Origin of the sequence: Burkholderia sp. 22PA0106, assembly GCF_047497155.1 — a bacterium.
GTDB lineage: Bacteria > Pseudomonadota > Gammaproteobacteria > Burkholderiales > Burkholderiaceae > Burkholderia.
Genome location: NZ_CP163163.1, coordinates 4095177 through 4118520 on the forward strand (window position 1 = coordinate 4095177; position 23344 = coordinate 4118520).

21 protein-coding genes and 1 tRNA gene are annotated in these 23344 nt (G+C 68.2%); 13 read left to right on the forward strand and 9 right to left on the reverse strand.

The genetic code is table 11. The annotated features are described in order from the left end of the window. Positions 1-152 precede the first annotated feature (152 nt). The 4 genes from AB4850_RS33270 (at position 153) to AB4850_RS33285 (ending at position 2064) form a co-directional block, all read left to right on the forward strand. Entirely contained in the window at positions 153-737 is a 585-nt protein-coding gene (locus AB4850_RS33270) for an SIS domain-containing protein (protein ID WP_414443632.1), read from the forward strand. 19 nt (positions 738-756) lie between these two features. Further along, positions 757-1569, forward strand: a complete 813-nt coding sequence (locus tag AB4850_RS33275; RefSeq protein ID WP_414443633.1) for a BON domain-containing protein — start codon at positions 757-759, stop codon at positions 1567-1569. Then, the gene (locus AB4850_RS33280; RefSeq protein WP_414443634.1) at positions 1566-1925 is read left to right on the forward strand and encodes a c-type cytochrome; all 360 of its coding nucleotides are present in this window, start codon (positions 1566-1568) and stop codon (positions 1923-1925) included. The genes AB4850_RS33275 and AB4850_RS33280 overlap by 4 nt, the downstream gene beginning before the upstream one ends. 63 nt (positions 1926-1988) lie before the next feature. Further along, positions 1989-2064, forward strand: a tRNA-Ala gene (locus AB4850_RS33285). A gap of 88 nt (positions 2065-2152) precedes the next feature. Here the strand turns inward: AB4850_RS33285 and AB4850_RS33290 are convergent. Further along, entirely contained in the window at positions 2153-2563 is a 411-nt protein-coding gene (locus tag AB4850_RS33290; RefSeq protein WP_414443635.1) for a cupin domain-containing protein, read from the reverse strand. Between the two features lie 108 nt (positions 2564-2671). Beyond that, complete coding sequence (locus tag AB4850_RS33295) at positions 2672-3463, reverse strand: AraC family transcriptional regulator (protein WP_414443636.1); 792 nt, start codon at positions 3461-3463, stop codon at positions 2672-2674. 219 nt (positions 3464-3682) lie between these two features. On the opposite strand from AB4850_RS33295, the gene AB4850_RS33300 reads away from it, so the two are divergent. Genes AB4850_RS33300 through AB4850_RS33310 form a run of 3 tightly spaced genes read left to right on the forward strand, consistent with a single transcriptional unit; the run spans position 3683 to position 8126 of the window. Continuing rightward, positions 3683-6022, forward strand: a complete 2340-nt coding sequence (locus AB4850_RS33300) for a TonB-dependent hemoglobin/transferrin/lactoferrin family receptor (protein ID WP_414443637.1) — start codon at positions 3683-3685, stop codon at positions 6020-6022. Positions 6023-6069: 47 nt separating this feature from the next. After that, entirely contained in the window at positions 6070-7191 is a 1122-nt protein-coding gene (locus AB4850_RS33305; RefSeq protein ID WP_414443638.1) for a hemin-degrading factor, read from the forward strand. Next, positions 7188-8126: a heme/hemin ABC transporter substrate-binding protein gene (locus AB4850_RS33310; RefSeq protein WP_414443639.1), complete on the forward strand. Its 939-nt coding sequence runs from the start codon at positions 7188-7190 to the stop codon at positions 8124-8126. Before AB4850_RS33305 ends, AB4850_RS33310 begins: the two co-directional genes overlap by 4 nt. A gap of 126 nt (positions 8127-8252) precedes the next feature. On the opposite strand, the gene AB4850_RS33315 is transcribed toward AB4850_RS33310, so the two are convergent. After that, the gene (locus tag AB4850_RS33315) at positions 8253-9341 is read right to left on the reverse strand and encodes a diguanylate cyclase domain-containing protein (RefSeq protein ID WP_414443640.1); all 1089 of its coding nucleotides are present in this window, start codon (positions 9339-9341) and stop codon (positions 8253-8255) included. A gap of 403 nt (positions 9342-9744) precedes the next feature. Continuing rightward, positions 9745-10152: a hypothetical protein gene (locus AB4850_RS33320; RefSeq protein WP_414443641.1), complete on the reverse strand. Its 408-nt coding sequence runs from the start codon at positions 10150-10152 to the stop codon at positions 9745-9747. 481 nt (positions 10153-10633) lie between these two features. Here AB4850_RS33320 and AB4850_RS33325 point away from each other — a divergent pair, with 481 nt between their 5' ends. The 5 genes from AB4850_RS33325 to AB4850_RS33345 all read left to right on the forward strand — a co-directional run bounded on the left by AB4850_RS33325 (position 10634) and on the right by AB4850_RS33345 (position 14328). Beyond that, positions 10634-12037, forward strand: a complete 1404-nt coding sequence (locus AB4850_RS33325) for an OFA family MFS transporter (protein WP_414443642.1) — start codon at positions 10634-10636, stop codon at positions 12035-12037. Positions 12038-12050: 13 nt separating this feature from the next. Next, positions 12051-12191, forward strand: coding sequence for an MFS transporter small subunit (locus AB4850_RS33330; RefSeq protein WP_414443643.1), 141 nt, complete (start codon positions 12051-12053; stop codon positions 12189-12191). 149 nt (positions 12192-12340) lie between these two features. Further along, the gene (locus AB4850_RS33335; protein ID WP_414443644.1) at positions 12341-12556 is read left to right on the forward strand and encodes a hypothetical protein; all 216 of its coding nucleotides are present in this window, start codon (positions 12341-12343) and stop codon (positions 12554-12556) included. A 148-nt stretch (positions 12557-12704) separates the two neighbouring features. Further along, positions 12705-13574, forward strand: coding sequence for an NAD(P)-dependent oxidoreductase (locus tag AB4850_RS33340; RefSeq protein WP_414443645.1), 870 nt, complete (start codon positions 12705-12707; stop codon positions 13572-13574). Between the two features lie 109 nt (positions 13575-13683). After that, positions 13684-14328, forward strand: a complete 645-nt coding sequence (locus AB4850_RS33345; RefSeq protein WP_414443646.1) for a LysE family translocator — start codon at positions 13684-13686, stop codon at positions 14326-14328. Positions 14329-14762: 434 nt separating this feature from the next. Here AB4850_RS33345 and AB4850_RS33350 read toward each other — a convergent pair whose 3' ends face one another. The 5 genes from AB4850_RS33350 to AB4850_RS33370 form a co-directional block, all read right to left on the reverse strand. Continuing rightward, a complete protein-coding gene (locus AB4850_RS33350) occupies positions 14763-15599 on the reverse strand; it encodes an OmpW/AlkL family protein (RefSeq protein WP_414443647.1) in 837 nt (278 codons plus the stop codon). 16 nt (positions 15600-15615) lie between these two features. Further along, positions 15616-16872: a DUF2957 domain-containing protein gene (locus tag AB4850_RS33355; protein ID WP_414443648.1), complete on the reverse strand. Its 1257-nt coding sequence runs from the start codon at positions 16870-16872 to the stop codon at positions 15616-15618. A gap of 1008 nt (positions 16873-17880) precedes the next feature. Next, positions 17881-18828, reverse strand: a complete 948-nt coding sequence (gene argC / locus AB4850_RS33360) for an N-acetyl-gamma-glutamyl-phosphate reductase (RefSeq protein WP_414443649.1) — start codon at positions 18826-18828, stop codon at positions 17881-17883. A gap of 180 nt (positions 18829-19008) precedes the next feature. Then, positions 19009-19620: a YbhB/YbcL family Raf kinase inhibitor-like protein gene (locus AB4850_RS33365; RefSeq protein WP_414443650.1), complete on the reverse strand. Its 612-nt coding sequence runs from the start codon at positions 19618-19620 to the stop codon at positions 19009-19011. 186 nt (positions 19621-19806) lie between these two features. Continuing rightward, entirely contained in the window at positions 19807-20493 is a 687-nt protein-coding gene (locus tag AB4850_RS33370; protein ID WP_206126309.1) for an orotate phosphoribosyltransferase, read from the reverse strand. 504 nt (positions 20494-20997) lie between these two features. On the opposite strand from AB4850_RS33370, the gene AB4850_RS33375 reads away from it, so the two are divergent. Continuing rightward, positions 20998-23274 (forward strand): NADP-dependent malic enzyme, encoded by a 2277-nt coding sequence (locus tag AB4850_RS33375; RefSeq protein ID WP_414443651.1) that lies wholly within the window; start codon positions 20998-21000, stop codon positions 23272-23274. Positions 23275-23344 lie beyond the last annotated feature (70 nt).

A 23344-nucleotide genomic window follows, 5' to 3' on the forward strand; every position in this document is an offset into this window, starting at 1 on the left:
CGCGCTCTGCGTGTTTCGTGCCCGGTTCTTGTGTCGAGTTGTAAAGGACGCGGCGGTGGCGGCCCTGGAGTGCGGTAAACTCGCCGCACCCACGCTACCGCGCGGCTTGCCGCGCGCTTCTTCCCGGGTTTCACGCTACACGCGATAGGACGATGTCAGTCGAACGTATTCAGCAACATATCCGCGACAACGCGGCGCTCGCGCTCGAGGTGCTCGATGCGCTGTCGCTGCCGATCGCAGCCGCCGTCGACGCGATGTTCATGGCGCTCGCGAACGGCAACAAGATTCTCGTCTGCGGCGACGGCCCCTCGGCCGCTGCGGCGGAACGGCTTGCCAACGCGCTGGTCGGCGGCTTCGAGCGCGAACGTCCCAGCCTGCCGGGCCTCGCGCTTGCCACGGATGCGAGCCGCGCCGGCCCGTTCACGAGCGGTGAGGCTGCCGACCAGATCTTCGCGCAGCAGGTGCGCGCGCTCGGCCAGACGGGCGACGTGCTGGTGGTCATCGATCCGGCCGGCGATTCGCCGCGCATTCTTGCCGCCGCCGCCGAGGCGGGCGAACGCGAAATCACCGTGATCGCGCTGGCCGGCCGCGACGGCGCGCTGGCCGCCGCGCTGTCCGACACGGATATCTATATCGGCGTGCCGTCCGACCGGGCGCTGCGCATCCAGGAAGTCCATCTGCTGACCATCCACTGCCTGTGCGACGGCATCGACGCGATGCTGCTGGGCGAAGACTGATTCGAAGGAGAGCTTGTCGATGATTACCCGCCGCGTTGGACAGACGCTTGTGAGAACCACGTTGATGATCGCGTTGTCGGCCGGCCTGGCCGTTTCGCTGCAGGGGTGCGTGCTGGCCGTGGTGGGCGCCGCAGCCAGCGGCGGTGCGTTGATCGCGACCGACCGCCGCACGCTCGGCACGCAGACGGAAGATCGCGAGATCCAGCTCAAGGCGGCCTCGCAGTTGCGCAGCGGCCTGCCCGACGACGCGCACGTCGCCGTGACGGTGTTCAACCGCCGCGTGCTGCTGACCGGCGAGGTGTCGAACAATGCGTCGAAGCAGCGCGCCGAGGAAATCGTCCGCGCCATCAACAACGTCAACGCGATCGTCAACGAGCTGGCGCTGCAACCGGCCACGTCACTGTCCGACCGCACCAACGATTCGTATCTCGAAGGCCGCGTGAAGTCGGCGCTGGTGGGCGAGAAGGGCATTTCGGCGAACAACTTCAAGGTGGTGTGCGAGCGCGGCAACGTCTACCTGATGGGCCTCGTGACCGTCGACGAAGGCAACATCGGCGCCGACGCGGCCAGCCGCGTGCCGGGCGTCCTGCAGGTGGTGAAGGTGTTCCAGTACATCAAGCCGGCCGACTCGCCGGCCCTGAGCTCGTCGAGCGCACCCGCCAGCGACCCTGGCGTGACGCAGATCCCGCCGGCCGCTGTCGATGTCGGCCCGACCGTGGGCGCGGTGCCCGATTCGAGCGTCAGCGCCACGCCGCTGCAGTCGCAGGCGCCCGCGCCGGTGACGAGCTCGCCGAACGTGCATCCGGGCAACGCGAAGGCGGTGAAGCAATGAGCGTTCGCCGCACCGTTCGCCGCGCGGCGGCATTGGCCGTCACCTCGCTCGCGCTGGGCGCGGGCCTGTTGGCCGCGCCCGCCGCGCAGGCTGCCGACGATGGCCTGCGCGTGGCGCGCGGCAACGCCTGCATGGGCTGCCACGCGGTCGATCGCAAGCTCGTCGGGCCGTCGTTCAAGGACATCGCCGCGCGCTACAAGAACGATCCGGCCGCGTCGGCCAAGCTCGAGAAGAAGGTGCGCGACGGCGGCTCCGGCGTGTGGGGCGTGATCCCGATGCCCGCGCATCCCGGCATGAGCGATGCGGACGTCAAGGCCGTCGTCAAATGGGTGCTGGCCGGCGCGCCGTCGAACTGATCGAAACGGTTCGCGGCGGGCTTGCCATCCCCGGATCGGCTTGTGTATGATCGATCGAATGTTGGGGGGGTAGCTCAGCTGGGAGAGCGTCGCGTTCGCAATGCGAAGGTCGGGAGTTCGATCCTCCTCCTCTCCACCAACGAATGTGCAGAAAGCCGGCCTTGCGCCGGCTTTCTGCTTTTTGGCCGCCGCTTCGTCCGTCTGGAGCGCCAGCTCGTGCCCCGGCATCAAATCCACTGATCATTCGCCACCGTGCGCTCGCTGCGCGCCCCATCCCCGGTATTCACCACCCCACGCGGCTCGACCAGCAGCAGCTTCACCTCGCCGAGCGCGTGCGGACGGTGCTCGACGCCCTTCGGCACGACCGCCATCTGGCCGGCCCGCAGCACGATGGCGTGCTCGCCGGCCGGGCCGCCGCGCATCTCGATCTGCAGTTCGCCTTCGAGGACGATGAAGGTTTCGTCGGTGTCGTCGTGGGTGTGCCAGACGAATTCGCCGTCGAGCCGCGCGACCTTGAACTGGTAGTCGTTCATTTCGGCGACGACGCGCTGCTGCCAGTAGCCTTCGACGCGCGCGAGCTTGTCGGCCAGATCGATGCTCTGGCACTGGCCGCGCAATGCCGGGGTGGGGGTGGTCATGGTGTGCTCCGTCCGCAGGGAAAGGTGAGGGAGCCGCGAGCTTACGAAGCCGCTTGCGCGGCGTATTGAACGATCGTGGGCGCGTGACGGCGTGACGGCGCAGCCCGGTCAGCCGCCCGGCCGGGCGGCGCTCATCTGCCGCCAGCGGCCCGGCGTGATGCCGAACGCCTGGGCGAACTGGCGCGTCATGTGGGCCTGATCGGCGAACCCGGCGTCGATGGCGGCGCTCGCCAGCGTCTCGCCGGCCATCAGCAGGCGGCGCGCCACGTCGAGCCGGCGCATGGTCAGGTAGCGGTAGGGGCTGGTGCCGTAGAACGTACGGAAATCGTGCGACAGGCTCCAGCGATCGCGCCCGGTGGCCGCTTCCACTTCCTCGAGCCTGAGCGCGCGCGTGCAGTTCTCGCGCAGATACTCGCGGGCGCGCCGGGCGGCGGCGTAATCGGCCTTGCCGCGCGCGTCGGGCAGGCCGGCCACGGCGGCCAGCGCATGGGCCAGCTCGGCGATCGCGCCGGCCTGTTCGAGCGGATCGAGCGCCTGGCCGACCGATTGCAGCAGCGTGCCGGTGGCGGCCGCCAGCCGCGGGTCGGTCGTCACGCCGCCTTCGACGAACGGCAGCGCACGGCCGCCGAGCACCTCCTGGAACAGCGACGGCTCGACATAGACGATCCGATAACGAAAGCCCTCGTCCGTGCCGGCCTGGCCGTCGTGCGCCTCGTCGGGATGCAACACCAGCGTGTTGCCGGGCAGGCTGTCGCGGCGGCTGCGCCGGTATTGAAAGCTCTGCACGCCGGCGAGTGTGCGGCCGATCGCATAGGTGTCGTGCCGATGCATGCCGTAGGCCTTGCCCTGAAACCACGCCTCGACGCGCTCGATCCCGTGCGCGGGACTCGCGCGCAGCATCCAGTCTGACGAGGGGGAAGGCGATTTCGGGGGCACGATCGAAGACGTTGCGGAAAGATGGCGCGACGATTGTCGCATGCACCTGTCGCGCCGTCCCACTCATCTCAATCTTTCAAATGCAAATAGTAATGATTCGCGTTTACGATACAATCGGCCGCACTCGTCACCCGACATCCACCGGGCCGCCGATCGAAAAACCACTCATACGGGGAGTAGCAGATGCAGTTCAAACGTCGTTTCGTCCGGATCGTCGTGCCGGCGATGCTCGCGAAGACCTGCGCCGTCGCGATGGCGGACACGCCCGCGACCGAGCGCCCGGCCGTATCGGCGCCGCAACCGGAAGCCGCCAATGGCGCACCGTCGGTGCTGCGCCGCGAGCAGGAACTGAAGGCCGTGTCGGTCACGGCCAACCGCGTGGGGACCACCCGCCTGAATCGCACGGCCGCGTCGGTGTCGGTCATCACGAGCGACGATATCGACGACAACAACGCGCGCGACATCAAGGACGCGCTCAAGTACGAGCCGGGCGTCGAGGTGCGCCGTCAGGCGTATCGCCCGTCGGGCATCAGCGGTGCGGCGGGCCGTGGCGGCAACGAGGGCATCAATATTCGCGGGCTCGAGGGCAACCGCGTGCTGATGCTGGAAGACGGCGTGCCGTTGCCGCAGTCGTTCGCGTTCGGCTCGGGTGCGACGGGGCGCGGCGATTACCTGAATACGGACCTGTACGAACGCATCGAAGTGCTGCGCGGGCCGACCTCGGTGCTGTACGGCAGCGACGGCCTGACGGGCGCGGTCAACTTCGTGACGAAAGACCCGAAGGATCTGCTGGCGATCTACGGCAAGCCGACCTATTTCTCGCTGAAGGGCGGCTACGATTCGACCGACCGCAGCTGGGGCTCGACGGCCACCGCCGCATTCGGCGGCGAGCGCGTGCAGGGCATGCTGGTATTGAGCGGCCGCCACGGCCACGACACCGACAGCCAGGGCGGCACGGGCGGCCTCGGTGCGCAGCGCTCGAAGCCGGACCCGCTGACCTACAACAACCGCAACGCGCTCGGCAAGGTGGTGTTCAAGCTGACCCACGCCGACACGCTGAAGCTCACGGCCGAAACGCTGAACAACACGAACCTGAGCGATGGTTTGTCCCAGTTGGGCGGCGCCTATCGCTGGACCGGCGGCACGCGCAGCTACACGGCGAACCGCTACGTCACGGGCAACGACGTGCAGAGCAACCGCGTGCAGCTCGACTACGATCATCGCGACGAATCGAACCCGTATTTTCAGCAGCTTCATGCTTCGGTGTACTACCGAAATGCGCAGACCCACCAGACGCTCGACATCGGCGGTGTGAGCGCCACGGGCGCGACGGCCGGCCGCTCGCGCATCAACGATTACCGCGACAACATCGTCGGCGGCAACGTGGTGGCCGACAGCAAGTTCGTCACCGGCGTGCTCAAGCATCAATTGACCTACGGCTTCGACGTGAGCGTGTCGCACTACAGCACGTCGAGCTCGGCGGCGGGCGAGTGGGTGCCGGGCGGCGACGGCTATCCGGAAGTGTTCCCGAAGACCACCCAGACGACGTTCGGCGCCTACCTGCAGGACGACATGCGCTGGGATCGCCTGAGCATCGTGCCGGGTGTGCGCTTCGACTGGTTCCGCATGACGCCGCACGCCGACGCCACCTACACCACGGCGGCGGCCACCTCGACCAAGCCGACCACCGGCCTGACCGACAACGCCGTCTCGCCGCGCCTCGCGTTGCTCTACGAGATCACGCCGGCGTTCGTGCCCTACGTGCAATACGCACGCGGTTTCCGCGCGCCGTCGGCGTATCAGGTCAACAGCTACTACAACCCGGCCGGCGCCTACGGCCTGTTCTATCAGCAGGTCGGCAACCCGAACCTGAAGCCCGAAACCAGCAACACGTTCGAGCTGGGCATGCGCGGCAAGTTCGGCGCGGGCACGGGCCAGGTCAACTACAGCGTCGCGGGCTTCACGGGCCGCTACAAAGATTTCATCGACACCAAGGTGGTGGGCGGCAGCGTCACGTCGGCGAGCAACCCGTACACGGTGCAGTACGTGAACTACTCGCAGGCGTCGATCCACGGCATCGAGGCGAAGGCCGACTGGCTCGTCAACGACAACCTGGAACTGAAGGGCGGCTTCGCCTGGATTCGCGGCACCGAAACCAAGGACGGCGTGACCACCGGGCTCGATACCGTGCCGCCGCTCGCGGTGGTGCTCGGCCTGCGTTATACGGGCGGCGAGCGCTGGTTCGCCGGCGCGGACGTGACCTACAACTCGCGCAAGAGCAAGTCGTCGATGTCGGACCCGACGTTCTATTCGACGCCGTCGTTCACGATCGTCGATCTGCACGCGGGCTACCGCTTCACGAAGCACGTCAGCGTGACGGCCGGCATCGGCAACCTGTTCGACCGCAAGTATTGGATCTGGAACGACGTGCGCGGGCTGAAGGACAGCGACGGCGACGCGAAGATCGCGGCGCTGACGGCCCCGGGACGCAATTTCAACGTCGGCATGAAGATCGATTTCTGATCGGCCGGCATGCACCGAACTCAACCGAACCCAACGAGGCACATCAGATGACGGCTCCTTCCATCGCTTCATCCATCGACACGGCGCGCGCTTCGCCAGCGCCGTACACGCAGGACGCGGCCTCGCTGGCCGCACTGCGCCGCGATTTCACCGCGTTGCGCACCGAGCGCCGGCTTCGCCACCGCGATGCGGCGGCCACGCTCGGCATCAGCGAGGGCGAGGCGCTGGCCGCGTTCGTCGGCGAGCACGTGAGGCGGCTCGATGCGCGGTTTATCGAGTTGTACGAAGCGATGCCGCTGCTCGGCAACGTGATGACGCTCACGCGCAACGAGGCCGCGGTGCACGAGAAGATCGGCGCGTTCGAGAAGATCAGCCACGACGGCCTGGTCGGGCTGGCGCTCGGCAGCGCGATCGACCTGCGGATCTTTTACTCGAAATGGGCCTCGGCGTTCGCGGTGCGCGAGCCGGGCGAGGGTGGCGAACGCCACAGCCTGCAGTTCTTCGATGCGCAGGGCGTGGCGGTCACCAAGCTCTACCTGCGCGCCGACAGCGATCGCGCGGCGTACGACGCGCTCGTCGCGCGTCATGCGGCGAACCCGCAGGTGGCCGGGCTGACGGTGGCCGAGGCACCCGCACCCGCCGCGCCGCGCGCCGACGGCGAGATCGATGTGGCGGGCTTCCGCGCCGCGTGGGACGCGATGCAGGACACCCATGAATTCTTCGGCATGCTGCGCAAGTTCGGCGTGGGCCGCCTGCAGGCGCTGCGGCTGGCCGGCGGCGAGCGCGCCGCGCCGCTCGCGCACGGCGCGGTGGCCGCGCTGCTCGACGACGTTGCCGCGAGCGGGTTGCCGATCATGGTGTTCGTCGGCAATGCCGGCATGATCCAGATCCATACCGGCCCGGTGCGCAACATCGTGCCGATGGGGCCGTGGCTCAACGTGATGGACCCCGATTTCAACCTGCATTTGCGTACCGATCTGATCGACAGCGCGTGGCTCGTATGCAAGCCGACCCGAGATGGCGTGATCACCTCGGTCGAACTGTTCGACGCGCAGGGCGAGACGATCGCGATGCTGTTCGGCGCGCGCAAGCCGGGCGCGCCGGAGCTGGCCGGCTGGCGCGAGGCGGTGGCGCGGCTCGGGCAGGCCCGCGACGCGGTGCGGACATGAGCGGCGCGCTGCATGATGCGGGCCGCCGCCGCTGGCTGCGCCGCGCGGGCGGGCTGGCGCTCGGCGCGAGCGGTGCGGCTGCGGCTGCGGCGGCCGGCGCGTGGGGCGCCGTGGCGGGGCCGGGAGCAGCGCAAGACGCGAAGCAGGATGCCGGCGCGCCGGGCGGCCCGCGGCGCGTCGTGGTGATCGGCGGCGCGCTGGCCGAGATCGTCTACGCACTGGGCCGCGCGGATCGCCTGGTCGGCTCGGACACCACCTGCACGTTCCCGGCCCAGGCGCTCGCGCTGCCGAAGATCGGCTATCAGCGCGCGCTGTCGGCCGAAAGCCTGCTGGCGCTGCGGCCCGACCTGGTGCTGGCGTCGGCCGAGGCAGGGCCGGCCACCGCGCTCGATCAGGTGCGCCGCATCGGCATCGAGATCGACCTGTTCGCCGAGCGGCACGACGTGGCGTCGGTGCGCGAGAAGATTGCCGGCGTGGCGGCCGCGCTCGGCGCGCAGGACGCCGGGCGGGCGCGCCTCGCGCAGTTCGATCGCGGCTGGGCGCAGGCCGCGTCGGCGCCGAAGCCGGCGGCGCGGCGCGTGCTGTTCGTGATGGACCCGGCCGGACGTCAGCCGATGATCGCGGGGCAGCGCACCGCCGCCGACGCGATGCTGCGCTACGCGGGGTTCGCCAATGCGATCGAGGGCGTGGACGGCTACAAGGTGATGAATTCGGAGGCGCTGGTCGCGGCGCAGCCGGACGTGGTGCTGACCACCGACGACACGCTGCGCGCGGCCGGCGGCGCGCAGCGGCTGCTGGCCTCGGCCGGTTTCTCGTTGACGCCGGCCGGGCGCGCGTCGCGCGTGGCATCGCTCGATGCGCTGTTCCTGCTCGGTTTCGGGCCGCGCTTGCCGGAGGCGGTGGTGGCGCTGCGCCGCGCGGTGGCGGCAGCCTGAAGCGGAGAGGCGAGGCAAGCGGTGGCGGTGGCCCGGAATGATCGCCGGGTGACGCTCGGCATCACGCAGGAACGCGCTCACCCGGGCATCGACGCCCTCGCTTCAAGGCTGCCGCCCCCGTGGCGTTCAATCGCCGGTGGCGATCACCGCGCGATTGCGCCCGTCGCGCTTGGCCTGATAAAGCGCGGCGTCGGCGGCTTCGATCAGCGCCGTGATGCCGCTCAGTTGCGAGGCCACGGTGCAGGCGCCACCAACGCTGACGGTGACGATCCCGCCGTCGGCGCCGCCCGTGTGCGGCACCTTCAGCGCGGCCACTTCGAGGCGGATCTTTTCGGCCACCAGCCGCGCGCCGCTGGCCGGCGTGCCCGGCAGCACCACGGCGAATTCCTCGCCGCCGAAGCGCGCGGCCAGGTCGCCGGGGCGGCTCATGCAGCGTTGCAGCGTCGCGCCGACCTGGCGCAGCACATCGTCGCCGGCCACGTGGCCGTAGGTGTCGTTGTATTGCTTGAAGCGGTCGACGTCGATCATCAGCATCGACAGCTCGTTGCCTTCGCGCAGGCTCTTGCGCCACTCGCCGTCGAGGTAGGCGTCGAGATAACGGCGGTTCGGCAGCGAGGTCAGGCCGTCCGATTGCGACAGCCGCTCCAGCTCGCGATTGGCGGCCAGCAGCTCTTCCTGCGACTGGCGCAGCGCGCGGTAGGCGGTGTTCAACTGCAGCAGGTTGACGTAGGCGCGCGAGTGGTAGCGGATGCGCGCGACCAGTTCGACGCGATCCGGCAGCTTGATCAGGTAGTCGTTCGCGCCGGCCTCGAACGCGGCCTGCTTGATGCGCGGCTCTTCCTTGGCGGACAGCACGATGATCGGCACGTCGCGCAGCTCCGGCGTGCGCCGGTAATGCTGGACCAGCGTCAGGCCGTCCACCTCGGGCATCACCAGGTCCTGCAGGATCAGGGTGGGACGCGTCTGGCGCGCCACGTCCAGCGCCTGCGTGGCGTGCTGGCAGTAGCGCAGCTCGATGCCGGTCTCGCCGGCCAGCGCCTGGCGCACCGCTTCGCGCACGATCGGCTGATCGTCGACCAGCAGCACGATGGCAGTGCCGTCGGCCGACGAGGTCGCCGGGATCGCGCGCCGCGCGGCTTCGAGCGCGGCGTCCGCGCCGGCCGATTCCGGTGGAGCGGGCCGATGGGGCGGCACGCCGGCCGGTTCGAATTCCATGCGAGTTCCTTCCGATTTACGAGATAGGCTGCCGGCAATGCGGCCGGGGTTGCACGGATGCATTGCCGTCTGCGTGCGCCGCGTACGGGCGGGTTCGGGCGCTGCACCGGGTTGGCGGGCCGGTTGTCCGTGGCGGCACGACGCGCGCCGGCACTGGCGCTGCCGTGCTGCGATGGCCGGGTCAAAAACCGCTACCGCTTGGATTGCGCGGGACAAAGGCAGGTTGTCCACAGGCGCGCGTCGCAATTGTCAACCAACCTTACCTATATAAGCAAAGGCTTTTACGGCAGTTCCGCCGCGAATTGTAGGCCCGTTGCGGACGCAGCGCGCATCGGGCGGGGTGCCGCACAGCGGTCGTCCACAGCCGCCTGGGGAAAGGTGCTGTGCGCCCGCGCCCGATTCGTCAGACCGCGCAGCGCGCGATATGGAAGCGCAACGAGGCTTCGTCCGGCTCGCCGTCGCCGCTCGCGGGCGGATAGACGGCGATCGTGGTGCCGGCCGCCGCGTTCTGTTCGAGCGTGATGCGCCAGTCCTCGTCGGTCGAACGGGGGCCGACCAGCATCGTCGAGACGCGGCCCTGCCGTTCGACGCGCGAGCGCGACATCCGGCTCGACAGGCAGCGCTCGATCTGCGGGGCCTGCAGGCCGGACGACACGTAGATCATCGCGCCCGGCGGCGCGCCTACCGCGGCGGCCTGGGATTGGGCGAGCGGACGCGGCCCGCTGCTGCTGCCGCAGCCGGCCAGCGACAGCGCCGCGCCGGCGAGCAGCGCGCACGCCGCCATCTTCGCCATCTTGTTCTGTACTTTCATCGATTCGATCGTTCTCTCAAGCGGGGGAAGTCGGAGTATCGCCGGCCGATGGCACGCGCGGGCGCCGGCCGGCGATGTCGAGGCAGGCTAACAAGCGTGACGGGGCACGGGTGTTAAAAATTGTTTTTCGCGGCCGTCTCGCGTACGATGCGCGGCTTTTGTCGGCTGGCCGTAAGCTCCTGCGAGCGGCCCGGAGCGACGGCGGGGCCGGTGCAGCCAGGCAAGGCGGGCGGCGGCGGGGAGCGCGGCGGCGCGTCTTGACGAATTGTTCACATCTTTTACGTCTTGGCATTCCCTTATGCGTACTTATCTCATATTGCGCATGTGTTTCGTCGTGCCTATCGTTCGGTGTGGCAGAGCCGGATTCGGGGAAAATCATTCTGGACAACAGATTATATGAACCGGCGGTTCCTATGCCGCGATGGCTCCGGCGCGTGTTCAGCGCAGGCCACAACAAGATTTGCAACGGAGACAAGTCATCATGAGCAGTGTGATTGAGCCGGCTGGCCGCACGGGTGCCCCGTCGTTCATGTCGAAGGAGGCGACCATCGCTCGCCCCGGATTTTCGCGATGGATGGTGCCGCCCGCGGCACTCGCGGTCCACCTCTGTATCGGGCAGGCGTACGCCTTTTCCGTGTTCAACGGGCCGCTCACCAAGGTGATCGGCATCACGGCATCGGGTCCGGGCGACTGGACGCTGACCACCCTCGGCTGGATCTTCTCGCTGGCGATCGTGTTCCTCGGCCTGTCGGCGGCCTTCGCCGGCAAGTGGCTCGAGCGCGTCGGCCCGCGCCGCACCATGCTGACGGCGGCCTGCTGCTTCGGCGGCGGCTTCATCGTCTCGGCGATCGGCGTGTGGACCCACCAGATCTGGATGCTGTACCTCGGCTACGGCGTGATCGGCGGGATCGGCCTGGGCCTCGGCTACGTGTCGCCGGTGTCGACGCTGATCCGCTGGTTCCCGGACCGCCGCGGCATGGCGACCGGCATGGCGATCATGGGCTTCGGCGGCGGCGCGATGATCGCCGCGCCGCTGTCGGTGGCGCTGATGAACCACTTCAAGAGCGCGACGAGCATCGGCGTGGCCGAAACGTTCGTGGTGCTTGGCATCGCGTACTTCATCTCGATGACCATCGGCGCCTTCGCGATCCGCATTCCGCCGGCAGGCTGGAAGCCGGCCGGCTGGGAGCCGCCCGCGCAGTCGACCAACAAGATGATCACCACGCGTCACGTCCACATCGACCAGGCCCTGAAGACGCCGCAGTTCTACCTGATCTGGCTGGTGCTGTTCCTGAACGTGACGGCCGGCATCGGCATTCTCGGCCAGGCCTCGGTGATGATCCAGGAAAGCTTCAAGGACACCGTGACGGCCGCGGCTGCCGCCGGCTTCGTCGGCCTGCTGTCGCTGTTCAACATGGGCGGGCGGTTCGTGTGGGCGTCGGCGTCCGACTGGGTCGGCCGCAAGAACACCTACTTCATCTTCTTCGTGCTCGGCGCGGTGCTGTACTACTGCGTGCCGCGTTTCGCGGCGAGCGGCAACATCGCCCTGTTCGTGCTGGCGTATGGCGTGATCCTGTCGATGTACGGCGGCGGCTTCTCGACCGTGCCGGCCTACCTGGCCGACATGTTCGGCACGGCGTTCGTGGGCGGCATCCACGGCCGCCTGCTGACGGCCTGGGCCGCGGCCGGCGTGGCCGGCCCGGTGCTGGTCAACTACATCCGCGCGTACCAGGTGGGCCATGGCGTCGCCAAGGCCGACGCCTACACGATGACGGTGCACCTGATGGCGATCCTGCTGATCGTCGGCTTCTTCTGCAACCTGCTCGTGCGCCGCGTCGCCGATCACCACTACATGACCGACGCGCAGCTCGCGGGCGGCAAATAACGGAAGACCCACGATGACCGATCTCTCGACCCGCAACGACGCCGCGCATGCCACCAACAAGGGGCTGCTCGTGGTGTTCTGGCTGTACGTGCTGGTGCCGCTCGTGTGGGGCGTCGTCAACACGCTGGCGCAGGCGATGAAGCTGTTCCACTGACGCCTGCACGAACGGAAACGACGGCTGCCGAATCAGGGTTTTCGACAGTCAACGCGGCGTGCCGCGCGCACGTTGAACAGACAGCGACGGCGAGGTTTCGGATGCGATCCGCGCCGTTCGTTTCCATTCATTCACGCAGGGGTAGAACCATGAAGAAGCTTCTCGTTTCGCTGGCCGCCGCCACGCTCGCCTTCGGTTCGGCATCGGTGTTCGCGCAGGACGCATCGGCCCCGGCGGCCGCACCGGCCAAGCACGACAAGAGCAAGCCGAAGCACACGCTGAAGAAGCACGGCAGCGCGAAGGGCAAGGCGAAGGCCGCCGCCGCTTCGAGCGCCGGCACCAACGACAAGGGCGCGCAGCAGTAAGCGCTCGCGCCGCGCGCGTAGCGCGGCGGTGGTTCTTCTCACAAGCAGTCCCGTCCGTTCGCGCGGCCGGGACTGTTTCATTTTCGGCGCCGGCAAGGATCGCGCGGCTGTGCTTTACTTCGACGCTCCAGCCACCAAGGAGCGAAGCATGGATATCGGATTTGTCGGTCTCGGCGAGATGGGCGGCGCGATCGCGCTGAACCTGTTGAAGGCGGGGCATCGCGTACGCGTCTGGAACCGTTCGCCGGAGAAGGTCGCGCCGCTGGTCGAGGCGGGCGCCGAACACGCCGGCTCGATCGTGGAGGCGTTCCAGGGCGACGCCGTGTTCTCGATGCTGGCCGACGACGCGGCCGTGCGCGGCGTGTTCGAGGCGAGCCTGCTCGAACATGCGCCGCGCGGCCTGGTGCACGTCAACATGGCCACCATTTCGGTGGCGCTGGCCGAAACGCTGGCGCATGCGCACGCCGAGCGCGGCCTGCATTACGTGGCCGCGCCGGTGCTCGGCCGCCCGAACGTCGCGGCGCTCGGGCAACTGACCATCGTGGCCGCCGGCCCCGCCGAGGCGATCGATCGCGTGCAGCCGGCGTTCGACGTGATCGGCAAGAAGACCTGGCGGCTCGGTTCGCTGCCGCAGCAGGCCAACGCCGTGAAGCTGGCCGCCAATTTCGCGCTGGCCTCGGCGATCGAGACGATGGGCGAGGCCGCGGCGCTGCTGACGGGGCACGGCGTGGCGTTCAGCGACTACCTCGACGTGATCACCAACAGCATCCTGCCGGGGCCGATCTACCAGGGCTACGGCGCGATGATCGCCGAGCGCCGCTACGAGCCGGCGCTGTTCAAGGCCCGGCTCGGCCTGAAGGACGTGCGGCTGGTGATCGAGGCGGCGGAAGCCGTGTCGGTGCCGATGCCGGTGGCCAGCGTGCTGCGCGACAACCTGCTCGACGTGGTCGCGCACGGCGAAGGCGAGCGCGATTTCGCGGTGCTCGGCGAAGTCGCGGCGCGTCGCGCGGGCCGCTGAACATCACGGATCGTCACGGAACGTCACCGCTCGAGCCGGTTCGCCGCGCCCGAAAACCCCGGCATAATGCTGGCCGGTTTTCCTTCAGGCATTTCGGATCGAGGCAACGATGAATTGGCATACGTGGGAGTTGTTCCTGGCGACGATGTTCGTGGTGTCGGCGATTCCCGGCCCGAACATGATGCTGGTGATGTCGCACGGCGCGCGCCACGGCATGCGCCGCACGACGGCGACGATGGCCGGCGCGCTGCTCGCGCTGGTGCTGATGTTCTTCGTCTCGGCGGCCGGGCTCGGCGTGTTCCTGACGGCGTGGCCGCGCATGTTCGATGCGCTGCGCCTGATCGGCGCGGGCTATCTGATCTGGCTCGGCATCAAGGCCTGGCGCGCGCGCGTGGAAGACGCCGCGAACGATCCGGCCGCCGAGGCGGCGCCGCTCACGATCGGCGTGGCCGCCACGCCGGGCGCGCTGTTTCGCAACGGCTTTCTCGTGTCGGGCAGCAATCCGAAGGCGCTGCTGTTCGCGGTGGCGCTGACGCCGCAGTTCATCGACCCGGCCGCGCCGAAGCTGCCGCAGTTCGCGGTGCTGGTGGTCACGCTGGCGGTGTGCGAGGTGGGCTGGTATGTCGTCTATTGCGCGTTCGGCACGCGGATCGGCGCGTCGCTGCGCAGCGCGCGCGTGGTGCGGATCTTCAATCGGCTGACGGGCGGCGTGTTTGTCGGCTTCGGTGCGGCGATGGCGTTGGTGCGTCACTGACGAGGCCGGTGCGGTGCGCGGCAGTCTGCCGCACTGCGTGACGCATCCGGAGGCGTCCCGCCTTCGGGCTCACCGTAAAAACAACAACCCCGGCGTGTGTCGCAAGCCGGGGTTTTTTCTTGCATGCCTTGCCGGGCGTGCATTTCGAGGCATCGAGCCGCATCGGAAACTGCCTCGAAACGCGCCGCGCGCCGGGCGGAGCGCCTGTCGCGACTCCGCAACAACCCGCAAGGGAAAGTCCTTATTTTCTACAAGGAAATGTTGCGATGCCACATCCGCTCGGGTATAGTCGGACCTGTCTCCTCCATGTCTCCTCTGATATGGATTCAGCCCGCCTCTTAGGCGGGCTTTTTTTCGTCCATACGATTCGCCACGGCGGCCCGCTGCCTCCGACGCCCTGCTTCTTCCCGGCTTCCCTTCGATCCGGCCGGCGATCAGAACTTGTACGACACCGCCAGGTAGCTGATGATCGGATTGGCCTTCAGGTCGCTCTTCGATTCCGCCAGCGTGGAGCCGTCGGCCGCCTTGATCGTGACCGTCGAGGTCGTCTTCAACGGGATGTAGGTGACCGATGCGATGAGCCCCCAGTGGTCGTTGATCGCATAGGTCACGCCCGCGTTGAACACCGGCTGCCACGACGACGACGCCTTGGCCGACACCTGCGTGGTGCCCGGCTTGCCCGCGCCCGCGGCGAGAACCGCGCCGAGGTTGTCCTGCGTCTGCTTGATGAAGTTGTTGCTCAGTTGCAGATCGCTGAACCAGTTGTACGACACGCCCACGCCGAGGAACGGCCGGACCTTCGCATTCGCATTCGCGAAGTAGTACTGAAGAATCACGGCCGGGCTCCACTGCCGCACGCTCTTGACGATCGGGTTCACCGCGCCGAGCCCGATGTTCTGCGTGCCGAGCGCGCCGGCCGGCCCGGGCGGCGTGATGGTGCCGTTGCCGCGCACCTTGAACACCGGCGGCACGCCGGCCACCGAGGTCACCGCGATGTGATCGGTCAGGAAGTGGCTGATCGTCAGGCCGACCGTGTCCGCGGTGCTGGTGCGCAGCCCGGTGCCCGGCGAATCGAACTGCGACGGCAGCCGCAGCGGCGTGTTGATCGGCGTCGGCGCGACGCTGGTGTTCAGCGACGTGCTGCTCTGGACCGGCTGGACATGAAACCAGCCCAGCCCGATCACGTTGCTGCCGGCGCTCTGCGCATGGGCCGCGCACGGCCCCAGCGCGGCGGCGCTCGCGGCCGCCGCGCAAAGGAAGGTCTTTTTCACGGCTGGGTCCCCTCGGTTATTGGACGAATGCGCCGATCGTGAAATACGGCGTCGTCGGGTTGTTGTTGTCGAGGAAGCCGAACACGCCGCCCGTGAAGATGAACTTGCCGGTGGCCGTGGTGCTGGTGGCGTCCGTGTGCACCGAGGTGACCGTGCCCGGCGTGGCCTGGCCGAAGTTCAGGTTCAGCGCCGTTGCGAGCGAGGCCTGCGAGGCGTTGAACGGATCGAGCAGCGTGGCCTGGGCGTTGATCAGCGCGGTGGTGCGGTAGTTGAACTGGCTGTCCACGCCGATGTATTCGCCGTTCTGCGAGCCGAGCACGATGTTCGACTGCGGCGACATGATCGAGATGCCCGATTCGTCGTCGGCGGTCAGGCCCGGGATGCCGTTCGCGTCGGGCAGCGGGTTCGGGTTCGCCACGCCGGTGCGGATCATGATCGGCACCAGCTGGTTGCGCAGCTTGCCGACGATGATGTAGCCCTTCGCCTGCGGGCCGGACGGCGCCAGCGTCGGCTTCACCTGCCCCTGGTAGTTGCTGGTCACGAACGCGCCCGAGCCGTCCGGCGCGGCCGTCAGGTTGCCGCCCGGCTGACGGCAGGTGCCGGCGAACTGGCCGGTGGTGTCGCAGCGGGTCCAGGTGCCGTCGGCGTTGATCGTCACCTTGGCGTCGATGGTGGTCGGCGCGAAGTTCTGCGACGGCACTTGCCCGTAGCCGAGCTGGCTGTAGGTGCCGGCCAGGTTCGCGAGATTGGTTTCGATCGCCGAGAAGCCGATGAACGGGTAGTACGGGAACGTCGTATCCGGCACCGCGCCCACGCCGATCACGCCGGCGTACGAGATGCGCGCGCCGGGAATCGTGCCGCCCGCCACGCCGAAGCCCACGAATACGCGGGCCGGACGCGTCGGATCGAGCGTCGCGCCGTTCAACTGGAACGCGCAGTTGTTGAGCTTCTGGGTCGGCAGGCCGGTTTCCTGGGTCAGCGTGCCGGTGGCGGTGCTGCCCGCGCGGGTCGGCGTGACGGTGCCGGTGGTCACCGGAATCGGCGATTCGACATAGGTGATCTGCCAGGTCTTCTTGGTCGTATCGAGTTGCAGCTTGACGAGCTCGCCGTCGCCGCCGCCGCCCGTGTAGACGGTGCTGTAGTCGAGCGTCGACGGGCACAGGCCCGGCTCGGTCGCGGCGAGCGCGGCGGGCGGCTGTTCGTCCCCGCCCCCGCAGGCCGACAACAGCAAAGGCACGGCAAGGGCCGCGGCCAGTACGATATTCCGCTTCATGTTGCTCCTCCAGGATTGTCTTGTTTGGTGGCGGCCAGCTCCCTGTCGGCCGCTTCTTTGCTTGCCCTACCCGTGCGTGTTGCCCCCTGGCCGTGGGTCGGCCGATGGCGTCACGCCCCCGTTGATCCTGTGTGTCGCAGCCGGCCCCTGGGGCCGGCATGCGTGGTGAGCCGCCGCCGTGCGATCGGCGGTCGGCGTGCCGGCTTGCACCGGCGTGATGGGTGCGTCGAGGCGACGGGGCGCGGATCTCGCGCGAAGGTGCGTCGTCGGGAAGCGGGAGAGGCGAGACAGGGCGGCGTGGTCGGCCGGCCGGCGCTCGAAGCGGAGCGACGCGATGCCGGCGCGGCGGTGTGCGCACTGGCGCGGCGCGAGGCAGGCTCGCGCACGTGACGCGCCGTCACCCGCGATCGGGTGCCGTGCGCCGGCCGAGGCCGACGATCGGTCGATCGTCGCGCCCATGGCGGCCGCCAAAGGGGCCGGCACGATGGCCATGGCCGTCCCCTTCCACAAGGCGTGTGACATGCCTGCGTCTCCGGTGTAATTGTGCGATGTAATTTCGCCGCGCCACCTTCGGCTGTCAATTGATGGAATCGTCTAAAAAAGGCGATTGAAACGGGACGCATGCCAAAATCGCCAGTAAAACCAGGCATGTCGAGAGCAATTAAAACGTAAATGGCGTTTGAAAACTCCCTCCAGAGTGCGCGAAATGGCGCATTCGCCGATCGCGGCGATACGTCGTCAGGCTTGCGGCACAAGGCTCGCGCGCGCGAACTCGGGAGTATCCCTATTCGGGATATTCATGATTGGGAAGCAGCGGAAAATCGGCCGATTTTTCAGTGTTTCGAAAGAATGTGAATTCTCGTGAATAGCGGCAGCGCGCGATTCGGGAATGCAATCCGCGATATCCGCCGCATGCGAGAAAATCGCGGACAAGAAAAAACCGGCCGCGCGGGCCGGTTTGTCGAAATGCGGCGGAAATCGCCGCATTGCCTTCGGGCAAGGAGTGCGTCAGCGGTTCAGGCCGGCATCCTCGGCGGTGCCGATGGCCAGGTTCATGCACTGGATCGCCGCGCCCGATGCGCCCTTGCCGAGGTTGTCGAGGCGCGCGACCGTGACGAAGCGCTCGGCGTTGCCGAACACGAACAGATCGACGCGGTTGGTGTCGTTGTTCGCCTGCACGTCGAAGAAGCCGTCGTCGAGGTTCTCGGCCGCATCGTACGGCGCGACGCGCACGAACGCCTCGCCCGCGTAGTACTCGGCGAAGATCCGCTGCACGTCCTGCGGGCCCACGCGCTTGGCCAACTGGCTCGGCGTGAAGTAGGTGGTGACGGCCAGGCCCTTGAAGAACGGGCCGACGATCGGCGTGAAGATCGGCGCGTCGGCCAGGCCCGTGTGGGCGGCCATTTCCGGCAGATGCTTGTGGCCGAGCGCCAGCGCGTAGGCGCGCGGGCTGGCCAGGCGGTCGTTACCGCCGGCCTCGTAGTCGGCGATCATCTTCTTGCCGCCGCCGCTGTAGCCGGTGATCGAATAGCTGTGCGCCGCGAAATCGGCCGCCACCACGCCGGCCTCGACCAGCGGGCGCATCGCCAGCACGAACGCCGAAGCGTGGCAGCCCGGCACCGCGATGCGCTTCGCGCCGCGAATCCGCTCGCGCTGGGCGCGGGTCAGCTCGGGCAGGCCGTAGGCCCAGTCGGCGCTGGTGCGAAACGCCGTGCTGGCGTCGATCAGCACCGTGCGGTCGTTGTCGACCAGCGAGGCCGATTCGCGCGAGGCGACGTCGGGCAGGCACAGGAACGTGACGTCCGAGGCGTTGATCAGGCGCCGGCGCTCCTCCACATCCTTGCGTTTCGCATCGTCGATGCGAAGGATGTCGATATCGCTGCGGGCGGACAGGTATTCGAAGATCTTCAGGCCGGTCGTGCCTTCCTGGCCGTCGACAAAAACTTTCGTGGTCATCTTGCTCTCACGGAATGGGGCGGCCGGCGCGAACGCCGGAAAGCCGCCATTTTAAGACTTCACGGACAGGGCCGTAACCGGTTGCGCCGAAAAAAGCGGCGGCGTTCATCGTGCCTGCGCGGCGTGACGGATTGTTGACGGCGGTGTTCGATGATCGGGCCCTGGCCCGAACGGCCGGCTTCAGCGCTCGTCGGTGACGGTGAGCCGCGCCCAGCCGAGCGTGGAGACGCCGATCTCGTGGTCGAACAGTTGCGCGGGGCGGCCCTGCACGGTGCGCAGGCGGTCGGTGTCGAGCGCGTAGACGGTGATCACGTAGCGGTGCGGCTTGCCGGGCGGCGGGCAGGGGCCGTCGTAGCCGTCGTTGCCGTAGTCGTTGCGGGCTTCGGCCGCGCCGAGCCGGCGCAGTGCGCCGGAGGCGCTGGCGTTGGCGGGCAGGCTGGTGACCGAGGCGGGGATGCCGATCACCGCCCAGTGCCACCAGCCGCGGCCTGGCGCGTCGGGATCGAAGACGGTGATGGCGTAGGCGCGGGTGCCGGGCGGCGGGTTCTGCCAACTGAGTTCGGGGGAGCGGTTCTCGCCGTGGCAGGCGCCCTTGGCGTAGCGCTGCGCGGCGCCGACCCGGCCGCCGTCGCGCAGATCGGTGCTCGACACCGTGAACGGAAGTTGCGCGCCGGGTTGTGCACTGCAGGCCAGCGCGGCGGCCGCCACTGCCAGCGCGCGCAGCGCGTGGCGCTGCCGCCGGTGCCGCTTCTGCCGTTGTTCCAGGCGCTGATGCTGCCGAGCGTCGAGCATGCCGCGATCCTCCCCTCACGTCGGCCGGCGGCGTGCGCCGGCACGTATTGGTGTTGCGACCCTGTGTCAAGGATGAGAGGGAGTCTACCTCGCGGCCGCCTGCGTGCGCATGAAAAAACGCCCGTCACGGGCTAGCGTGACGGGCGTTTCCGGGGGCGAGGCGCGCCGTGCGTGCGGCGCGTTCGCTCAGTCCTTCGGCGAGGTGGCGCCGCCGTGCGCGGCCGACCATTCGGCCGGCGCGTGCAGGAATTTCTCGACCTCGTCGAGCGTCTTGGTTTCGAAGTAGCCCGAGTTCTTCGCGACGCGCAGCACGTCCCACCAGGTGGCGAGCGCGTGCAGGTCGACGTCGATGTCCTTCAGGACCGAGACGCTTTCCTTGAAGATGTTGTAGTGGAACAGCACGAAGCAATGGTTCACTTCGGCGCCGGCGGTGCGCAGCGCGTTGATGAAGTTGATCTTGCTGCGGCTGTCGGTGGTCAGGTCTTCCACCAGCAGGACGCGCGAGCCTTCCTCGAGATGGCCTTCGATCTGCGCGTTGCGGCCGAAACCCTTCGGCTTTTTGCGCACGTACTGCATCGGCAGCATCATGCGGTCGGCGATCCAGGCGGCGAACGGAATGCCGGCGGTTTCACCGCCCGCGACCGCGTCGATCTGCTCGAAGCCGACGTCGCGCAGGATCGTCGCTTCCGCCATCTCCATCAGGCCACGGCGCACGCGCGGATACGAGATCAGCTTGCGGCAGTCGATGTAGACGGGGCTCGCCCAGCCGGACGTGAAGATGAACGGCTTTTCGGCGTTGAAGTGCACCGCCTGCACTTCGAGCAGGATTTTGGCGGTCGTGTCGGAGATCGTTTGACGATCGAAGCCTGTCATGGGCATTCCTTGGGTGTTGAGCGGGAGGGCGGGCGCGGGGCACCGTGGCGCGGCGACGGGTCCGGCCGGGCCAAGCCGGAGAACCGGCAGGCGGCGGAATTTCGCTGCGCGCGTGGGCCGCTATTTTACCCGAATCGGCGGGCCGCCGGACGGCCCGAACGGGGGGCCGAGGCGGGCGCCTGCCGGCGCGCTCGCCAACGTGTCGCCGGGCCTTGCTGCGGCCGTGCGTCGCGCTATGAGGAGTATCCCGGGGGGCAGCCACACACGTGTCGGGCCAGGTGTACACTTAGCGCCCACCAGAATTTGCCGGCACCTTGGTCTCCTTGCCCATCCCGCAAACAGCAGGTTCCACGGCGCGCCGATCCGGCGCGCGACCGCTGACGCCATCGACCATCCCCCTCGATCGTTCCATCCCGGCGCATGCCTGCTGCCGGGTGCCGGCGCAACGTTTCGCACTTCCCATCCTCAACCGTTCCGCCTTTCTCGCACATCAGACGACCCATCATGGATGAACAACTGAAGCAGAGCGCGCTCGCGTATCACCAGAATCCCAAGCCCGGCAAGATCTCGGTCACGCCGACCAAGCCGCTGTCGAACCAGTACGACCTGTCGCTGGCGTATTCGCCGGGCGTCGCGGCCGCCTGCATGGCGATCCACGCCGATCCGCTCGACGCGCAGAAGTACACCTCGCGCGGCAACCTCGTCGGCGTGGTCACCAACGGCACCGCCGTGCTGGGCCTCGGCAACATCGGCCCGCTGGCGTCCAAGCCGGTGATGGAAGGCAAGGGCTGCCTGTTCAAGAAATTCGCCGGCATCGACGTGTTCGACATCGAACTGGCCGAAACCGATCCGGACAAGCTCGTCGAGGCCATCGCGATGCTCGAGCCCACGCTCGGCGGCATCAACCTCGAGGACATCAAGGCGCCCGAGTGCTTCTACATCGAGCAGAAGCTGCGCGAGCGCATGAAGATCCCCGTATTCCACGACGACCAGCACGGCACCGCGATCATCGCCTCGGCCGCGATCCTGAACGGCCTGAAGGTGGTCGGCAAGGATCTGGCGAGCGTCAAGCTGGTGTGCTCGGGCGCGGGTGCGGCGGCGATCGCCTGCCTGGATCTGCTGGTGCACCTCGGCCTGAGCAAGGCCAACGTGCTGGTGACCGATTCGAAGGGCGTGATCTACGAAGGCCGCGGCCAGCTCGATCCGTCCAAGCAGCGCTACGCCGCCACCACCGAGGCCCGCACGCTGGCCGACGCCATCGACGGCGCCGACGTGTTCCTCGGCTGCTCCAGCGCCGGCGTGCTGAAGCCGGAAATGGTGCAGACCATGGGCAGCCAGCCGCTGATCCTGGCGCTGGCCAACCCGGAGCCGGAAATCCGCCCGGAAGCGGCCAAGGCCGTGCGTCCCGATGCCATCGTCGCGACCGGCCGTTCGGATTATCCGAACCAGGTCAACAATGTGCTGTGCTTCCCGTTCATCTTCCGCGGCGCGCTCGACGTCGGCGCCACCACCATCACGGAAGAGATGAAGCTGGCCTGCGTGCGCGCGATCGCCGACCTGGCGCAGGAAACCGATCAAAGCGAGGAAGTCGCCAAGGCCTATGAAGGCCACTCGCTCGAATTCGGTCCGGACTACCTGATTCCGAAGCCGTTCGACCCGCGCCTGATCATCAAGATCGCGCCGGCCGTCGCGCAGGCCGCGATGGATTCGGGCGTGGCCACGCGCCCGATCGCCGACATGGATGCCTACCGCGAGGAACTGGGCACCACCGTCTACCGCACCGGCATGGTCATGCGCCCGGTGTTCACGGCGGCCAAGGCCAAGCAGGCCCGCATCGTGTTCGCCGAGGGCGAGGACGAGCGCGTGCTGCGCGCCGCGCAGGTGGTGCTGCAGGAAAGGATCGCCACGCCGATCATCATCGGCCGTCCGGCCGTGGTGGAAATGCGCCTGAAGAAGATCGGCTCGAAGCTGCGCGCCGGCACCGATTTCGAGATCGTCGATCCCGAGGACGACCCGCGCTACCAGCAGTGCTGGCAGGCCTATCACGAGCTGTGCGCGCGCGAAGGCGTCACGCCGGAGCTCGCGAAGGCCGCGCTGCGCAAGGCGAACACGCTGATCGGCGCGATCCTCGTGCACCTCGGCGACGCCGACGGCATGATCTGCGGCATGATCGACACGTACCACAGCCACCTGAAGTACGTCGATCAGGTGCTGGGTCGCGCGCCGGGCAGCGCGCATCTGGCCGCGATGAACCTGCTGATGCTGCCGGGCCGCAACCTGTTCCTGTGCGATACCTACGTCAACGAGCTGCCGAGCGCCGAGCAACTGGCCGACATGACGATCCAGGCCGCCGCCGAGATCGAGCGCTTCGGCATCACGCCGAAGGCCGCGCTGCTGTCGAGCTCGAACTTCGGCAGCGCCCCGTCGGCCTCGTCGCGCCGCATGGCCGAAGCTCGCCAGCTGATCGCCGAGCGCGCGCCGCAACTGGAAGTGGACGGCGAAATGCACGGCGACGCCGCGCTCTCGGAAGTGATCCGCAAGGCCGCGTTCCCCGGCACCACGCTGACGGGCGAAGCGAACCTGCTGATCATGCCGAACGTGGAAGCCGCCAACATCGCCTACAACCTGCTGAAGATGATCGGCGGCGACGGCGTGACGGTCGGCCCGTTCCTGCTCGGCGCGGCCAAGCCGGTGCACATCCTGACGCCGGCCGCCACCGTGCGCCGTATCGTCAACATGACGGCGGTGGCTGCGGCCAACGTGAACAGCGTCGCGCGTTGAGCTGTGTTTGACCGATGCGCTTGCCGCCTGCAAGGGCGGCAAGCACGATGAAAAACGCCACGGGCCGCAA

What these genes read in the sequence shown, in the direction of transcription:
- AB4850_RS33270 (WP_414443632.1), top strand. Translation starts at nt 153, where the DNA reads ATGTCAGTCGAACGTATTCAGCAACATATCCGCGACAACGCGGCGCTC.
- AB4850_RS33275 (WP_414443633.1), top strand. Translation starts at nt 757, where the DNA reads ATGATTACCCGCCGCGTTGGACAGACGCTTGTGAGAACCACGTTGATG.
- AB4850_RS33280 (WP_414443634.1), top strand. Translation starts at nt 1,566, where the DNA reads ATGAGCGTTCGCCGCACCGTTCGCCGCGCGGCGGCATTGGCCGTCACC.
- AB4850_RS33290 (WP_414443635.1), bottom strand. Translation starts at nt 2,563, where the DNA reads ATGACCACCCCCACCCCGGCATTGCGCGGCCAGTGCCAGAGCATCGAT.
- AB4850_RS33295 (WP_414443636.1), bottom strand. Translation starts at nt 3,463, where the DNA reads ATGCTGCGCGCGAGTCCCGCGCACGGGATCGAGCGCGTCGAGGCGTGG.
- AB4850_RS33300 (WP_414443637.1), top strand. Translation starts at nt 3,683, where the DNA reads ATGCAGTTCAAACGTCGTTTCGTCCGGATCGTCGTGCCGGCGATGCTC.
- AB4850_RS33305 (WP_414443638.1), top strand. Translation starts at nt 6,070, where the DNA reads ATGACGGCTCCTTCCATCGCTTCATCCATCGACACGGCGCGCGCTTCG.
- AB4850_RS33310 (WP_414443639.1), top strand. Translation starts at nt 7,188, where the DNA reads ATGAGCGGCGCGCTGCATGATGCGGGCCGCCGCCGCTGGCTGCGCCGC.
- AB4850_RS33315 (WP_414443640.1), bottom strand. Translation starts at nt 9,341, where the DNA reads ATGGAATTCGAACCGGCCGGCGTGCCGCCCCATCGGCCCGCTCCACCG.
- AB4850_RS33320 (WP_414443641.1), bottom strand. Translation starts at nt 10,152, where the DNA reads ATGAAAGTACAGAACAAGATGGCGAAGATGGCGGCGTGCGCGCTGCTC.
- AB4850_RS33325 (WP_414443642.1), top strand. Translation starts at nt 10,634, where the DNA reads ATGAGCAGTGTGATTGAGCCGGCTGGCCGCACGGGTGCCCCGTCGTTC.
- AB4850_RS33330 (WP_414443643.1), top strand. Translation starts at nt 12,051, where the DNA reads ATGACCGATCTCTCGACCCGCAACGACGCCGCGCATGCCACCAACAAG.
- AB4850_RS33335 (WP_414443644.1), top strand. Translation starts at nt 12,341, where the DNA reads ATGAAGAAGCTTCTCGTTTCGCTGGCCGCCGCCACGCTCGCCTTCGGT.
- AB4850_RS33340 (WP_414443645.1), top strand. Translation starts at nt 12,705, where the DNA reads ATGGATATCGGATTTGTCGGTCTCGGCGAGATGGGCGGCGCGATCGCG.
- AB4850_RS33345 (WP_414443646.1), top strand. Translation starts at nt 13,684, where the DNA reads ATGAATTGGCATACGTGGGAGTTGTTCCTGGCGACGATGTTCGTGGTG.
- AB4850_RS33355 (WP_414443648.1), bottom strand. Translation starts at nt 16,872, where the DNA reads ATGAAGCGGAATATCGTACTGGCCGCGGCCCTTGCCGTGCCTTTGCTG.
- argC (WP_414443649.1), bottom strand. Translation starts at nt 18,828, where the DNA reads ATGACCACGAAAGTTTTTGTCGACGGCCAGGAAGGCACGACCGGCCTG.
- AB4850_RS33365 (WP_414443650.1), bottom strand. Translation starts at nt 19,620, where the DNA reads ATGCTCGACGCTCGGCAGCATCAGCGCCTGGAACAACGGCAGAAGCGG.
- AB4850_RS33370 (WP_206126309.1), bottom strand. Translation starts at nt 20,493, where the DNA reads ATGACAGGCTTCGATCGTCAAACGATCTCCGACACGACCGCCAAAATC.
- AB4850_RS33375 (WP_414443651.1), top strand. Translation starts at nt 20,998, where the DNA reads ATGGATGAACAACTGAAGCAGAGCGCGCTCGCGTATCACCAGAATCCC.